General features: G+C 47.6%; 11 protein-coding genes and 4 pseudogenes. 11 read left to right on the top strand and 4 right to left on the bottom strand.

The features are described from left to right. The first annotated feature begins 5 nt into the window (after positions 1-5). The 9 genes and pseudogenes from agaW (at position 6) to M2387_RS19600 (ending at position 9,561) form a co-directional block, all read left to right on the top strand. Entirely contained in the window at positions 6-785 is a 780-nt protein-coding gene (agaW, locus tag M2387_RS19640) for a PTS N-acetylgalactosamine transporter subunit IIC (protein WP_259051902.1), read from the top strand. Then, positions 775-1,656 (top strand): PTS N-acetylgalactosamine transporter subunit IID, encoded by an 882-nt coding sequence (gene agaE, locus M2387_RS19635; protein ID WP_259051900.1) that lies wholly within the window; start codon positions 775-777, stop codon positions 1,654-1,656. Before agaW ends, agaE begins: the two co-directional genes overlap by 11 nt. A 15-nt stretch (positions 1,657-1,671) precedes the next feature. Then, a complete protein-coding gene (gene agaF / locus M2387_RS19630; protein WP_259051898.1) occupies positions 1,672-2,106 on the top strand; it encodes a PTS galactosamine/N-acetylgalactosamine transporter subunit IIA in 435 nt (144 codons plus the stop codon). Then, positions 2,103-3,236 (top strand): N-acetylglucosamine-6-phosphate deacetylase, encoded by a 1,134-nt coding sequence (nagA, locus tag M2387_RS19625; RefSeq protein WP_259051896.1) that lies wholly within the window; start codon positions 2,103-2,105, stop codon positions 3,234-3,236. The genes agaF and nagA overlap by 4 nt, the downstream gene beginning before the upstream one ends. A gap of 281 nt (positions 3,237-3,517) precedes the next feature. Beyond that, a complete protein-coding gene (locus tag M2387_RS19620; protein WP_259051893.1) occupies positions 3,518-4,672 on the top strand; it encodes an SIS domain-containing protein in 1,155 nt (384 codons plus the stop codon). 12 nt (positions 4,673-4,684) lie between these two features. Beyond that, positions 4,685-5,557, top strand: a complete 873-nt coding sequence (gene kbaY / locus M2387_RS19615) for a tagatose-bisphosphate aldolase subunit KbaY (RefSeq protein ID WP_259051888.1) — start codon at positions 4,685-4,687, stop codon at positions 5,555-5,557. 128 nt (positions 5,558-5,685) lie between these two features. After that, on the top strand, positions 5,686-7,575 hold the full coding sequence (locus M2387_RS19610; RefSeq protein ID WP_259051887.1) for an alpha-galactosidase: 1,890 nt from the start codon (positions 5,686-5,688) through the stop codon (positions 7,573-7,575). Positions 7,576-7,857: 282 nt separating this feature from the next. Then, positions 7,858-8,397 (top strand): annotated as a pseudogene (locus M2387_RS19605) (sulfite exporter TauE/SafE family protein); the annotation flags it as partial. Positions 8,398-8,469: 72 nt separating this feature from the next. Beyond that, the gene (locus M2387_RS19600; protein ID WP_259051886.1) at positions 8,470-9,561 is read left to right on the top strand and encodes a hypothetical protein; all 1,092 of its coding nucleotides are present in this window, start codon (positions 8,470-8,472) and stop codon (positions 9,559-9,561) included. 316 nt (positions 9,562-9,877) lie between these two features. Here the strand turns inward: M2387_RS19600 and M2387_RS25840 are convergent. Then, a pseudogene (locus M2387_RS25840) lies at positions 9,878-10,041 on the bottom strand (integrase); the annotation flags it as partial. 55 nt (positions 10,042-10,096) lie between these two features. Between M2387_RS25840 and M2387_RS19590 the strand changes: the two are divergent. Further along, positions 10,097-11,208, top strand: a pseudogene (locus M2387_RS19590) (IS3 family transposase). Positions 11,209-11,418: 210 nt separating this feature from the next. Here the strand turns inward: M2387_RS19590 and M2387_RS19585 are convergent. Next, positions 11,419-11,997, bottom strand: coding sequence for a hypothetical protein (locus M2387_RS19585; protein WP_259051885.1), 579 nt, complete (start codon positions 11,995-11,997; stop codon positions 11,419-11,421). A gap of 193 nt (positions 11,998-12,190) precedes the next feature. Between M2387_RS19585 and M2387_RS19580 the strand changes: the two are divergent. After that, a pseudogene (locus M2387_RS19580) lies at positions 12,191-12,945 on the top strand (IS5 family transposase). A gap of 150 nt (positions 12,946-13,095) precedes the next feature. Here M2387_RS19580 and M2387_RS19575 read toward each other — a convergent pair. Both M2387_RS19575 and M2387_RS19570 read right to left on the bottom strand, forming a co-directional pair. Beyond that, positions 13,096-13,623, bottom strand: a complete 528-nt coding sequence (locus tag M2387_RS19575) for a hypothetical protein (RefSeq protein WP_259051884.1) — start codon at positions 13,621-13,623, stop codon at positions 13,096-13,098. Between the two features lie 140 nt (positions 13,624-13,763). Beyond that, positions 13,764-14,816, bottom strand: a complete 1,053-nt coding sequence (locus M2387_RS19570; RefSeq protein WP_259051883.1) for a DUF262 domain-containing protein — start codon at positions 14,814-14,816, stop codon at positions 13,764-13,766. Positions 14,817-14,840: the final 24 nt, after the last annotated feature.

Raw genomic sequence — 14,840 nt, 5'->3', positions numbered from 1 at the left:
TCGCGATGGAAATCAGTCTATTACAGGCTTTTTCGCTGGGCATTCTTGCCTTTATCGCCGGCCTGGATATGTTCAACGGCTTAACACACATGCACCGGCCGGTGGTTCTCGGGCCGCTGGTGGGTCTTGTCCTCGGCGATCTGCATACCGGTATTCTTACCGGTGGTACGCTGGAACTGGTATGGATGGGCCTTGCGCCGCTCGCTGGCGCGCAGCCACCTAATGTGATTATCGGCACCATCGTCGGTACCGCGTTCGCGATTTCCACCGGTGTTAAACCGGAAGTCGCTGTCGGCGTTGCGGTACCCTTCGCTGTCGCAGTCCAGATGGGGATTACCTTCCTATTCTCGGTGATGTCCGGCGTGATGTCCCGCTGTGATCGCATGGCGGCAAATGCCGACACCCGCGGTATTGAGCGAGTGAACTACCTGGCGTTGCTGGCGCTAGGAATTTTCTACTTCTTCTGTGCTTTCCTGCCGATTTACTTCGGTGCAGAGCACGCCAAAACCATTATTGATACCCTGCCAGCGCGGCTTATCGACGGTCTCGGCGTTGCGGGCGGCATCATGCCAGCTATCGGTTTTGCTGTACTGCTGAAAATCATGATGAAAAACGTCTACATCCCTTACTTCATCATCGGTTTCGTTGCCGCCGCATGGCTGAAACTCCCCGTACTAGCGATTGCCGCAGCTGCTCTGGCAATGGCTCTTATCGATCTGATGCGTAAAGATCCGGAACCCACTGTATCTCAGACCCAGAAAGAGGAGTTTGAAGATGGAATCTAATAAAACCCCCCTGCCGTCGATTACTGAAAATGAAGAGAAAAATCTGCTGACCGGCGTCAATGAAAACACCTATGAAGATCAGACTATTGGTGAAGAACTCACCAGGAAGGACATCAATCGTGTGGCATGGCGATCCCTGCTACTGCAGGCGTCTTTCAACTACGAACGTATGCAGGCCTCCGGCTGGCTATATGGCCTGTTGCCCGCACTGAAGAAGATCCACACCAACAAACGCGATCTTGCCCGTGCCATGAAAGGACACATGGGATTCTTTAATACCCATCCGTTCCTCGTCACCTTTGTTATCGGCATTATCCTCGCGATGGAGCGCTCCAAGCAGGACGTTAACAGTATTCAGAGCACTAAAATTGCCGTAGGTGCCCCCCTGGGCGGTATCGGTGATGCGATGTTCTGGCTCACATTGTTGCCTATTTGCGGGGGCATCGGTGCAAGCCTGGCATTGCAAGGTTCCATCCTCGGCGCAGTGGTTTTTTTCGTGATGTTCAACGTGGTGCACCTTGGGCTGCGTTTTGGGCTGGCCCACTACGCATACCGTATGGGCGTAGCAGCCATTCCGCTTATTAAAGCGAATACACGTAAGGTCGGTCACGCAGCGTCGATTGTCGGGATGACCGTGATCGGCGCGCTGGTTGCGACCTATGTTCGACTCAATACGACACTCGAGATAACCGCAGGAGATGCCGTCGTTAAGCTGCAAACTGACGTTATCGATAAACTGATGCCCGCTTTCCTGCCGTTGGTTTATACCCTGATGATGTACTGGTTAGTCCGTCGTGGCTGGAGCCCGCTACGCCTGATTGGTATCACCGTTGTCCTCGGTGTAGTCGGTAAGTTCGCCCACTTCTTGTAAGTCTCAGGAGTCATAATGTTAGGCATTATCCTTTGCGGCCACGGCGGGTTCGCCAGCGGCCTGGAACAAGCAATGAAGCAAATCCTTGGCGAGCAGCCGCAGTTTGTCGCCGTTGATTTTCCACAAGCTTCCACCACGGCGCTGCTGACCTCGCAACTCTCAGAGGCCATTAACACACTCGATCCCGAGCAGGATGTCGTCTTTTTAACCGACCTGCTGGGCGGAACGCCCTTCCGGGTGGCGTCGATACTGGCTATGCAAAAACCCGGACGAGAAGTGATTACCGGCACCAACCTGCAGTTACTGCTGGAAATGGTGCTTGAGCGTGATGACCTGAGTAGCGAGGCATTCCGCCTTCAGGCGTTAGAGTGCGGGCACCGGGGGCTGACAAGTCTGGTGGATGAACTGGGACGCTATCGCGAGGAAAAGGCGATTGAGGAAGGCATATGAGCATGCTACTGCGTGCTCATCGTGTACTGAGCGAAACAGGCTGGATGGACGACCATCAGTTACATATCAGCGAGGGGAAAATTACCGCCATTGAGCCCATCCCAGCCGGCGTTACGACGCGCGATGCCGAGCTGCTCTGCCCGGCGTACATCGACCTCCACGTCCATGGTGGCGCCGGAGTCGATGTGATGGATGAGGATCCGCAAACGCTCGACACCCTGGCGATGCACAAAGCGCGGGAAGGAGTTGGTGCCTGGCTGCCCACCACCGTAACCGCGCCGCGTAAATCGATTGAATCCGCACTACAACGCATCGCCCGACGAATGCATCACGGCGGGCCTGGCGCACAAATACTCGGCAGCTATCTTGAAGGACCCTATTTCACGCCGCAGAACAAAGGCGCCCACCCGCCGGAACTGTTCCGCGAACTGGAGTTAACCGAACTCGATGCGCTTATTGCCTGTTCGCAAAATACCTTGCGTGTTATGGCGCTGGCACCAGAAAAACCGGGGGCAATAGCGGCTATTCGCCACCTTAAGCAGCGTGGTATTCGGGTGATGCTTGGCCATAGCGCCGCGACCTACGAGCAAACCCTTGCCGCACTCGATGCGGGCGCCGATGGCCTGGTGCACTGCTTCAATGGGATGACCGGTCTGCATCACCGTGAACCGGGAATGGTGGGTGCAGGATTAACCTACTTTCGAGCCTGGATTGAACTCATTGCCGATGGTCATCACGTTCATCCGGCCGTCATGCGTCTGTGCTCCCAGTGTGCAAAAGACCGTGTGGTGCTGATAACCGATGCAATGCGTGCCGCCGGAATGCCTGACGGGAAATATGATATCTGCGGATATGACGTTGAGATGAAGGGCGGGGTGGTTCGCACCGCGTCCGGTGGGTTAGCGGGCAGTACGCTGTCGCTCGATGCTGCGGTTCGCAACATGGTGGCGCTCGCGGGTATCGATGCAGGGACAGCAATTCATATGGCCACTCTGCATCCGGCAGCGATGATTGGCGTTGACGACACGTTAGGCTCTCTCCGCGTCGGCAAACGGGCAAACCTTATTGCTCTTGACGCGGGTTTGCAGGTGCAACACACCTGGGTTCAAGGCCTGGCTATCCCCTTATAACTGTTTCAATGTTTACCTCCTTCCCTGCGTAGCGCGCTACGCAGGCCTTTTATTTCCCTTTCGAAAGCTTACTTTTCCTGTTACCGATCAAAAGAAAGACAAAGTAACACAACTATAGATCACAATTTTCGATTTATTTCATTTCGTTTAATTGAACTTTCGATTTCCTTTCTGTAAATTTCACTTACTGACTTACGTGACAAAGTGAAATGAAACGAAAGGCAATCCATAAGATAACGGAACCTGTCTGACGCTGATTTCACGCGACTAAGGACTGAGTTATGCCTGAAACCTATATTCCCGCCCCCGCCCAGACGGGCACCTGGACCGAAGAAGAGATCCGCCAGCAACCCAGCACGTGGATCCGATCGTTAACCCATATCGACAGCATCCGCCAGAAGATCGAGCACTTCCTCACTCCGCTACTGCAGAAAAAAGATCTGCGCATCGTCCTGACCGGTGCCGGAACTTCTGCCTTTATTGGTGACATCATCGCCCCTTGGCTGGCGCGCCATACCGGAAAAAACTTCGCTGCGATACCGACAACCGATCTCGTCACCAACCCGATGGATTATCTGAAGAGCGACAGCCCCCTGCTACTGATCTCTTTTGGCCGTTCCGGTAACAGCCCGGAGAGCGTTGCAGCTGTCACGCTCGCTAACCAGTGCGTCGCCGAGTGCTACCACCTGGCTATCACCTGTAACGAAGCGGGATCCCTGTTCCAGACCGCTCACAACAGCAGCAATGCCTTCGCGCTGTTGATGCCAGCCGAAACCAACGATCGCGGCTTTGCGATGACCAGCAGCATCACTACCATGATGGCAAGCTGCCTTTCAGTATTCGCACCGGAAGTCATCAACAGCCATACTTTCCTGGATGTAGCTAACCGCTGCCAGAGCATTCTGCAATCGCTCGGCAATTTCAGCGACGGTGTGTTTGGCCGCCTGCCGTGGAAACGCGTGGTGTATCTTGGAAGCGGTGGCCTGCAGGGAGCTGCCCGTGAATCGGCGCTAAAAGTGCTGGAGCTTACGGCAGGTAAAGTCGCCGCATTCTACGACTCCGTTACGGGATTCCGCCACGGGCCAAAATCGCTGGTAGATAGCGAAACGCTGGTGGTGGTGTTCATTTCCAGCCACCCCTACACCCGCCAGTACGATCTCGATCTACTGACCGAACTCCGCCGCGACAACCAGGCTATGCGCGTCGTGGCGATCGCTGCCCACAGCGATGCTATTGTTGAAGAAGGCCCTCATATTCTTCTGCCTGCCTCCCGGGATTTTATTGATGTCGAACAGGCCTTCTGCTTCCTGATATACGCCCAGGTTTTCGCCCTGACCGAATCACTGCACTACAGCAATACCCCGGATACCCCTTCTGCCAGCGGCACCGTAAACCGCGTGGTGAAAGGCGTAGTTATTCATCCATGGCAGGCCTGAGAGGATTAAGAGATGGGTATTATTTCTACGAAGTATCTTCTGCTGGACGCTCAAGCGAAAGGCTATGCGGTTCCGGCCTTCAACATTCACAACGCCGAAACTATCCAGGCAATACTGGAAGTGTGCAATGAAATGCGATCGCCGGTGATCCTCGCCGGTACACCGGGAACCTTTAAGCACATCGCTTTTGATGAAATTTATGCGCTGTGCGAAGCCTACTCCAACACCTACGATATGCCACTGGCGCTGCATCTGGATCACCATGAATCACTGGAAGATATCAGCCGAAAAGTCGATGCTGGTGTTCGCAGTGCGATGATCGATGGCAGCCACTTCCCGTTTGCCAGTAACGTTAAGCTCGTGAAATCCGTTGTCGATTTTTGCCATCTGCACGACTGCAGCGTTGAGGCTGAACTAGGCCGTCTAGGTGGCGTTGAGGATGACATGAACGTGGACGAAGAGAGCGCGTTCCTGACTGACCCGCAGGAAGCCAGACGCTTCGTTGAGCTGACCGGTGTTGATAGTCTGGCCGTCGCCATTGGTACCGCCCATGGTTTATACACCAAACGTCCTAAAATCGACTTCCAGCGCCTGGCCGAAATTCGTGAAGTGGTGAATATCCCGCTGGTACTACACGGTGCAAGCGATGTGCCGGATGAGTTCGTCCGCCGCACTATCGAACTGGGGGTGTGTAAAGTTAACGTGGCCACTGAGCTCAAAATCGCTTTTGCCGATGCGGTGAAGCAGTGGTTTGCCAATAACCCGGAGGGTAACGATCCACGCTACTACATGCGCGTGGGAATGAATGCGATGAAAGAGGTGGTGAGAAGCAAAATTATCGTTTGTGGATCGCAAAACCGCCTGCTGTTGCCTGCCGAAGTCTGAATATTGTCGCATCAGAACCTCATTAAAAAATCACTCTAAGCCTCGCAGGAAATGAAGACGCATTCTTATCCAGGATGCGCCTTCCATTCAAAATAGTTTCAATAAACGAAAACAAGGATCTCTGCTCCATGAAAAAAGTGCTCAATGTTTCGTTACTCGCCCTGATGGTATCAAACAGCGCCTTTGCCGCGAATTACTCGCTGAATAACGAAAATATGGCTATTACCTTCGACGACGCTAACTCGACGACGGTGATTAAAGATACCCGCGCCAACCATCAGTTGTCGCCGCAGGAGCTGTTCTTTCTGACGCTACCGGATGAGAAAGTCATTCATGCTGCTGATTTTAAAATTAAGCATGTCGACAAGCAGGACGACTTCATCCGCATCGATTACAGCCACCAGGATTTCAATGTCACCGTCACGCTAAATCTGCTGAAAGGCAAATACGCCAGCATTGACTACAGTATTGCTGCGAAAGACAAAGCCCGTGACGTTGCGAAAATCACCTTCTTCCCGACGAAGAAGCAGGCACAGGCCCCCTACGTAGATGGCGCAATCAACAGCTCGCCAATCATTGCCGACTCATTCTTTATTCTGCCAGACAAGCCCATCATGAATACCTATGCCTATGAGGCAACCACCAATCTTAACGTCGAGCAGAAAACGCCTGTTCAGCCGGAAACGCCGCTGAGCTATACCGTGTTTTTCGGCACATTCCCTGAAACCAACCAGCTGCGCCGTAGCCTAAACCAGTTCATTGATACGGTACGACCGCGCCCGTATAAACCATACCTGCACTACAACAGCTGGATGGATATCGGCTTTTTCACCACCTACACCGAAAAAGACGTTATCGGACGTATGGACGAGTGGAATAAAGAGTTCATCACCGGACGGGGCGTCAAGCTTGACGCCTTCCTGCTGGATGATGGCTGGGACGACCGTACCGGCCGATGGCTGTTTGGCCCGGCGTTCAGCAACGGTTTTGGCGTGGTGAAAGATAAAGCCGACAGCCTGCACAGCTCGGTGGGTCTGTGGTTATCACCCTGGGGCGGCTACAACAAACCGCGAGATATTCGCGTGTCGCACGCCAAAGAGTACAATTTCGAGACCGTTGACGGCAAACTGGCACTTTCCGGGGCGAATTACTTCAATAACTTCAACCAGCAAATCATTCATCTGATCAAAGACGAGCATATCACCTCATTCAAACTCGACGGCATGGGTAATGCTAACTCGCACATTGAGGGCAGCCCGTTCGCCTCTGACTTTGATGCCTCTATTGTACTGCTCGACAATATGCGTAAAACCAATAAAGACCTGTTTATCAACCTGACCACGGGGACCGATGCAAGCCCGTCATGGCTGTTCTATGCCGACTCCATCTGGCGCCAAGGGGATGATATCAACCTCTATGGTGTCGGTTCGCCCGTGCAGCAGTGGATGACCTACCGCGACGCAGAGACCTATCGCTCTATCGTCCGGAAAGGCCCACTCTTCCCGATTAACTCGCTGATGTATCACGGAATTGTCAGTTCAGAACATGCCTACTACGGGCTGGAGAAGATACAAACTGACAGCGACTTTGCCGATCAGGTCTGGAGCTACTTTGCCACGGGTACCCAGCTGCAGGAGCTGTACATCACGCCATCCATGCTGAACAAAGCGAAATGGGACACCCTGGCACAGGCGGCAAAATGGTCACGCGACAACGCCAGCGTACTGGTCGATACCCACTGGATTGGCGGAGACCCAACGGCACTTGAAGCCTATGGCTGGGCGTCATGGAACAAAGACAAAGCAATCCTTGGCCTGCGTAACCCATCGGACAAACCGCAAACCTACTACCTGAACCTGACGAAGGACTTTGAACTGCCGCAGGGCGAAACCTCCCAGTTCAACCTGAAGCCAATTTACGGCAATAACAATACTATTCCGGCAAACTACAAAGAAGCGGTAGTTATTACGCTAAAACCACTGGAAACAGTGGTCCTGGAAGCCACACCGCTGAAATAACCGCAACGTATGTACTGCCCGGGAACGGGTAGTACATATTCATACTGAAGATAGTGCTCCGGGCCTATTTAGCCACAGAGATACTCATTGTGAGTAGGGTCACACAATGGAATCTTCCAGCAAAACTCAAACGAAATCCTGGCAGGAATATGGCATAAATGATCGTCATTCCTTAGCCGACGAGTAACCCTGCAGCAAGGGTTTATCAGTGTTATCGATGTGCTTTACGACCAGAATTGCCGATTGTTTTTAATCAGTGAAAGGGATTAGGCAAAAATTAAGATGCAAGAAACTTTCATGCTTTCAAGTTACCTGGCGCTGACCGCTTCCCTGCTGGTGGCCTATATCATTTTCGGCATCGCGGGTTTTGGTACGGCATTAGTCGCAAGCCCGGTGATGGCGCTTTATATCCCGGTAGCGAAAATTGTCCCGTTACTGGCACTGCTGGACATGTGCGCGGCCATTGTTAACGTCAGCCGTGATGCTCGCAATGCGCAATGGTCAGAGTTAAAACGGTTAATTCCATTGATGATCATTGGCAGCCTGCTGGGGGCGGCAATATTGCTGAAAACCCGGCCAGATATCCTTTTATTGGCTATGGGAGGCTTCGTCGTTTTTTATGCCCTCTATTCGCTCAGCGGTTTAAAACCAGACCGGCAATTTTCAGCCAAAGCCTCGCTGCCTTTTGGCCTGGTAGGAGGCGTGTTCAGCGCCTTATTCGGCAGCGGCGGCTTTATTTATGCCATCTATCTCAGCGGACGCATTAACAAAAAAGAAGATTTCCGCATTACCCAAACCACACTGATCGGAATGAGCACCCTTAGATGCAGTTTATAAGGCGTTGGGTGTCAATTAGAATTATAACCATTTTTCTAAAAGTTGAAGAGGCTACATATGGTAAAACGCTCTGAAATTAAATTCATAAGACCTTGCCTATCCATATATGAAAATAATAAGGTATTGACCCCAGCTTATGCTTTGCAGTGTTTGACGCAGAAAAAAGTGGTTCAGATAAACTTAGATAATTGCTCTTTACAAAGAATGGAGGAATTATCATCGACATCAACTCTGGAGGATGTAAAACGAGTTGGCCTATTGCCGTTAGTGAATTTATTACGATCAGGAAATATATGTTTAACCGCAATTGGTGTTAATGAAATGCCTGATATATGGGTTGAGAAATCAATGACGGCCTATCAGAACTTTTGCCACCGATTCTGGCCTGGGCATATTGACGATCCCGAAGCGACTTTCAGGGATTACGTCCCAGACTCTGAAAAAAAGAAAATTAACTTCCAGGAACTTTCCGTTGAAGCAAGGACAGTATATGGTCTCCATTATATATCTATGCTTCAAATTCAAAATATAAAATTAAGCTATTCTCATCTCACGCCTGAAAAAAGATTAGAAGTATATCTTTTTAGCATGATAAGCTTCATTGATATGATCAGTGCGTATGATTTGGAAATAGCAAAATATGCTTTTTGGGATCTTGACGCCAACACCATTAACCAGCTACCAGAGAGTATACATACTCGTCGAAAATATATAAAAGAGAATTTTTATAAGAACGGAAGCAATCTTGATAAATGTCGATGGCATGCATTTGATGCGGCGATGGATTTACACTGGCTTACGGGAGCTAATTTCTCAGAAGATATAGGTTCCTTCATCACTTTAAATGGTGTAAATTTTGAGACTGAACACTGGGTTGGAACAAACGACAAAAAATTATATTACATCTCACAAGATATTCATCATATTTACTATGAGGGTTCAGCGATGAAGGCGTTGAGTTCCTGTAGAGAAAATGAGATGACTGCATTTCAATACTGGAAAATTGTTGATAGTCTTTCGCAGTCTGTACTTTTATCCCGTAAATATTCAAAAAAGGAACCAAACCCTAATATTACTAAGTTAATTGATTTGGCTGTAGAAAAAATCGAAAATGATTTACATAATTATTTTTTAACAAGAGATGCCTAAAGTTATCATTATCGAAATAATACGCTTCAGTCCCTTTTTAGCTTTAAGCGGCCAGGTGATTTTCAGAATTGTATCTTAGTCTTGATCTAACATAGACCAACGCATGCAGGATGGTACTCATTGCGTGGGAAAACCATGTCTCACCATTCGCATTTTGTAAGCCTTACTATCGTAGGTCACTAAATTCGGCCTGTCAGTTTGCCACAACAAACTGACAGGCCCTTAACGGAATACTTAAGCCTACACCACACTTTTATACTAACTCAGCCAGCTAATTTCTGGAAAACTCCCGTTTCCCAAAGTCAAAAGGACTAACTCACTTCTCCCTATTCGCATCTAAATAATCCGCCCACTACTGCAGCATCAACCTACGCTCCCCAAAATGTTCCGCCTTATGGATTACGCCGCACGCACAGAGCTACGCTCCTGGTGACTCATCTGCCGCTCTACCGCATCCATTGACTGTAAGTATCCCTGCTCATTCACTTTTAGAGATCTCCCAACATACTGAATATGTCCCAAAGAGGAGATCATCATGCGTAAAGCCCGATTCACCGAACACCAGATTATTACCGTTTTGGAATTAGTCGAAGCCAGTCGAACAGTTAAAGCTGTCTGCCGTGAGGCCGCTATTTCAGAAGCCAGTTATTATAACTGAAAGGCAAAATAAGGTGGTATGGAAGCCGCGGATATCAAAAAAATCAAAGAGCAGTAAGATAAAAACAGGCGCCTCAAAAAAATGTTTGCTGACCTGAGTATTGAGAATCACGCACTGAAAGATGTTATCGAAAAAAAAGCTTTACAACCAGTGATAAAGCGTGAGCTCGACAGTTATCTGGTCTCGCAGTTTTCGATGAACATACGCCAGGCATCTAGGACGTTATCACTGAGCAGGACTGTCTTTTTTACCAACCTGATACCCGGCGAGACGAGTCGGTGATTCAGGCGCTGATGAAAACAACAGAGCTGCTACCCACAATACGGTTTTAAGAAGCTTTTTCAAGTCATTCGTCGGCAGGGAAACGTCTGGAACCATAAGTGAGCTCACCGGATTTACTGCCTGTTAAAACTGAATTTTCAACGTAAAGGAAAGCAACGTTTGCCGGCACGTAATCCGGCTCCGCTAGCTATACCGGAGGCATTTAAACAAAGCTGGTCAATTGATTTTATGCATGACGAGCTGACATGTGGCCGACGTTTTCAGACTTCAATGTCGTCGATGATTTTAACCGTGAAGCTCTGGCGATAGAAATAGACCTGAATATCCCGGCGCAGCGAATGGTGCGGGTGCTGGACAGGATCGTGGCAAACCGTGGATATCCGCTGAAGATGCGGATGGACAATGGCCCGGAATTAGTCTCACTAGCTCTGGCGCAATGGGCTGAAGAGCATTGCGTGATGCTGGAATTTATCAAGCCAGGCAAGCCAATACAGAACACATTTATAGAACGGTTTAACCGAACATACCGGACCGAAATACTGGATTTTTATCTGTTCAGAACAATGAACGAAGCACGAGAAATTAAGGGACGCTGGCTGAATGAATATAACAGTGAGTGGCCTCATGAATCCCTGAATAACCTGACGCCGGAAGAGTACCGGTTGATCGCTGAGAAACCGGAAATCTCAAAAAGTGCGTGGAACTAAAAGCGGTCTACTTACAATACCATCATATATACCAACAACTGTTGGCAGCTGCAGGTTGAAGTCGATTGACCTAGGGAGAGTTAATACAGCGAGAAAGGAAGACAATTACTGAATTTCAGACACAAAAAAAGCCGCTCGTAAGCGACTTATTTTTTCGTACTTTTTGGTGCCGAAGGCCGGACTCATGGTTTAAGGAAAAATGGCTGATATTTATAGATTTTCTGATTGTCGCCGTTCAGCGATATACGGTAAAAGTCCGTGATGGGCGATAATGCTTGGGTCTATCTCACTTACCGTAATGCCGGTATAGGCTGTCCAGCCATGCAGGCGTTTCACATACTGCATCACCTCCGCCGGAACCTTGGGGGAAAAATTAAGCACAATCTCTTCTTCCTCACCATGCCAGAGCGGCAGCGTGGTGACTTCTACATCCGCATGAATGCGCTGCCAGTCAGTCATCCTTAAACCGCAGATTTGCAGCAGGCTCAGTATATCGCCATTTTCGTCATCAAACGGCAAAACCTCAGGTATCACATTCACTTCAATAGAATGTGGCTTAATCTCAGGGATCTGCTTTTTCACTAACTGCTGTATACCCGCTAATAATTTCCCTGCCGCAAAGCGTGGCTTAAACCAGTGCAGAATTTCCCGTTGGAAGTTATCAAGACTAAAATCGTAATATTCCACTGATATTTCCAAACCAATAATTTCATCATCAAAAATATCACTGGAGGAATAGGATTCATTTATTTGAGAGTGAAAAATAAAATCAATTTTTTTATCCATCATAATTAACCTCGAAGAAAATAATAAAAAGGAGAGTGAAGATTATTAATGGCACCCATTAAATATAACCTATTATTCGTGAGCAAAGAACATAATCAATAAAAAATAATTGGTTATCGAACTTCACGCTTTATAAGAACCTATCCCAAAAGGAATTATCGCATAATGCTCTACGGTAATTTCTGAGGGAGAATGTATGGTGTGCAGCAAGTGGCAGATCAGTGATGAACTATGGGAAAAAATGGATCCACTCATTCCGGAGCATAAAACCAACCACCCACTGGGGACTCATCGTAAACGCATTGACAACCGTGCTGTCATGGATGCCATATTCTTTGTCCTCAGGAGCGGTTGCCAGTGGAACGCCCTGAACGCCACCGGGATATGTTCATCGAGTTCTGCACACCGACGTTTCTAGGAATAGCGGGATGCGGGAGTCTTCGAACGCTTCTGGCAAAACGGATTGCTTGCCTGCGAACATCTGGACGGCATTGACTGGTCCTGGCTGTCGATGGACGGTTGTATGAGCAAATCGCCACTGTCGGGAACAAAAAAACAGGCCGTAATCCCACGGACAGAGGGAAACAGGGCGTAAAGCGTAGCCTGCTGACAGACGCCAACGGGCTTCCTCTGTCGCTGGTTGTTGCAGCAGCGAACACGCACGATATCAAACTGGTTGCAGATACGCTCGATGCACTTCAGACGGGGCGTCCGGGGCAAAAACTCAAGCTCTGTCTGGACAGAGGTTACGAAGCTGGCTGAAAGCATATCTACAGAGCCGCTGCTACGAGCCACATAACTAGTTCCGTAAAGAGGAGTCTGAAGCCAAGTAAAGACACTGACTTCAAAGCCCATCGCTGGGTGGTCGAGAGGACTCACAGCTGGATGAATCGCTTTCGCCAGGTCCTGATCCGATGGGAAAAGAAGACCGAATACTATACTAATCCCTAACTATCATAAGCTTAACAACAAGAGTGGCGATAGTTTTGCGATGTGGCCTGCATTGATTTTTTAACAAATGAAAGATTTTAAAGAGTAAATTTATTAAACAAAAAATAAAATAGCCACCAGTTTTTCATGAAAAAGTTGGTGGCTTTAATATTATTTAGTCTGAACTGCATTTTTTGCAATTATACGCATTTCATAAAGCCAGTTATAAAATGCAAAATTACCAGTTCCATTTTTAATCGCCCAAGCCAAATCGCTAGGATTTTTTAAAGTTACTATATTGTAATGCAATACCATTTGACTAGTAAGATCTTTCATCGTTTCAACATTCTTATGAGCGCCAGCATTCCTTGCTGATTGAAGATGATTAAGGTCTTTGAGCGGCAAACCGAATGCTGATAATAGTCTGCTTTTATTTTGTGGATTAAGAGCATTAATCAAACTAACGATTTTATCTCTGTCTCCCCAAGTAGGTTCACGCCGCATAAAAAAATTCATATGCCCGGTAGCTGAACAGGATTGACCTGCTTTAGAAGCTTCAAAGCCAATTCTTTGCCATGAATTGTCCGAGGTAGTACTGCGCGGAACAACTACGCTCTTGTCTAAGCAGGCACCTCCGCGACATGATTGATGTAAAAGCCTACGACAAAAAAGGCACCATGTTTGCCACAAATCAGACATTAAAGCTTCAGTCAACCTATTCAATGTCCATTCGTCTATCGTTCCCTTGGCCCTCTCGTCCCTCAAAGTATCAAAACGACGCTGATGAACGTTACATTTAACGAGTAAACTCCTATATAAATAATTCATAAATTACTCGCTTATAAGAATGCTTTGATTAATTCTTTTACACGAGTTGTTCTTTGCAACTGCTTAGTAGTTGTCGACAAGCATGATTCAACATAATCTTTGTATGAGCCATCCTCATCCTGAACCTCATGCGCTTCAGCCATCAAAAGCAATGTAGGAACAACTTTATCAGCGTCAGGCTTAAAATTAATATCAGCCTCGAAACCTAATTCATTTTCGAGTGAATCACTTCCAGGAAGCCCAAATTTTAAAGCAATAATTGCACAAAATAGCGAATGAATTACATAAGATTTCATCATAAATGAATCTCTAAGAATTGAAAAATCACCCTTCAAAAGATTAAAGAAATAATCAATTTTCTCATCAAACTCAGTTTCCTCCGCAAAATTTAAATCGAATTTCTTATAAATATTTTCGATAGTTGTGGCTGATTTACTAGTAATACCTCTATCTAAAACGACTGCTAAATCTGCAATAAATTCAGCATCGCCCATGCGAGCCAGCACTTTCGGCGAAAGTATTCCGTAAATTTCTAAAAGCTCAGCATGCTGATCTGCTTTTTCAACAATGAACCATTTGAACTTGCCTTGATATTGAGAATGCCTTTTCTCTGCTGAGGATAATGGTGAAGTATAAGCATTCATCCTTCTGAACATTTCAAGTAATTCAGACCTACTGGCTGAGTAAACAGTTGATGTTTCCACTTGAAAGCTAATGAAATTTCTTTTTGCTTCTTCGGGAAGATCTCTAAATCTCATTCCAGAGTAGTTTCTTGAAGCAGAAGTAAGCGAGAATTTATTTTTATAGAAATCGATAATTGTTGTTACACGTTGCTGACCATCAACTATTTCTTTAATAGGCCTTTCATTTGCTTTGTCAAAAGCTTGATAAAGATATATTTTTGGGAAAGGGTAATTTTCAAGTATTGTATCTATAAAGTAACTTTTTGCATAATCGGGCCAAATCCCGCTACCTCTTTGATAATCCTTATTAATTACAAGCTCTTTTCTTTCGAGCATTGAAACCATATCAATTAAAGTAATTTGTCCGACATTAGTGTTCATAGTAACCTCTCACTTTTTATAAAA

The organism is Klebsiella sp. BIGb0407 (genome assembly GCF_024807845.1).
Taxonomy (GTDB): Bacteria; Pseudomonadota; Gammaproteobacteria; order Enterobacterales; family Enterobacteriaceae; genus JGM124.
Note: the sequence above shows the minus strand (reverse complement) of the source record. Positions and strands in the feature narration are given on the sequence as shown.

What these genes read in the sequence shown, in the direction of transcription:
- agaW (WP_259051902.1), top strand. Translation starts at nt 6, where the DNA reads ATGGAAATCAGTCTATTACAGGCTTTTTCGCTGGGCATTCTTGCCTTT.
- agaE (WP_259051900.1), top strand. Translation starts at nt 775, where the DNA reads ATGGAATCTAATAAAACCCCCCTGCCGTCGATTACTGAAAATGAAGAG.
- agaF (WP_259051898.1), top strand. Translation starts at nt 1,672, where the DNA reads ATGTTAGGCATTATCCTTTGCGGCCACGGCGGGTTCGCCAGCGGCCTG.
- nagA (WP_259051896.1), top strand. Translation starts at nt 2,103, where the DNA reads ATGAGCATGCTACTGCGTGCTCATCGTGTACTGAGCGAAACAGGCTGG.
- M2387_RS19620 (WP_259051893.1), top strand. Translation starts at nt 3,518, where the DNA reads ATGCCTGAAACCTATATTCCCGCCCCCGCCCAGACGGGCACCTGGACC.
- kbaY (WP_259051888.1), top strand. Translation starts at nt 4,685, where the DNA reads ATGGGTATTATTTCTACGAAGTATCTTCTGCTGGACGCTCAAGCGAAA.
- M2387_RS19610 (WP_259051887.1), top strand. Translation starts at nt 5,686, where the DNA reads ATGAAAAAAGTGCTCAATGTTTCGTTACTCGCCCTGATGGTATCAAAC.
- M2387_RS19600 (WP_259051886.1), top strand. Translation starts at nt 8,470, where the DNA reads ATGGTAAAACGCTCTGAAATTAAATTCATAAGACCTTGCCTATCCATA.
- M2387_RS19585 (WP_259051885.1), bottom strand. Translation starts at nt 11,997, where the DNA reads ATGATGGATAAAAAAATTGATTTTATTTTTCACTCTCAAATAAATGAA.
- M2387_RS19575 (WP_259051884.1), bottom strand. Translation starts at nt 13,623, where the DNA reads ATGTCTGATTTGTGGCAAACATGGTGCCTTTTTTGTCGTAGGCTTTTA.
- M2387_RS19570 (WP_259051883.1), bottom strand. Translation starts at nt 14,816, where the DNA reads ATGAACACTAATGTCGGACAAATTACTTTAATTGATATGGTTTCAATG.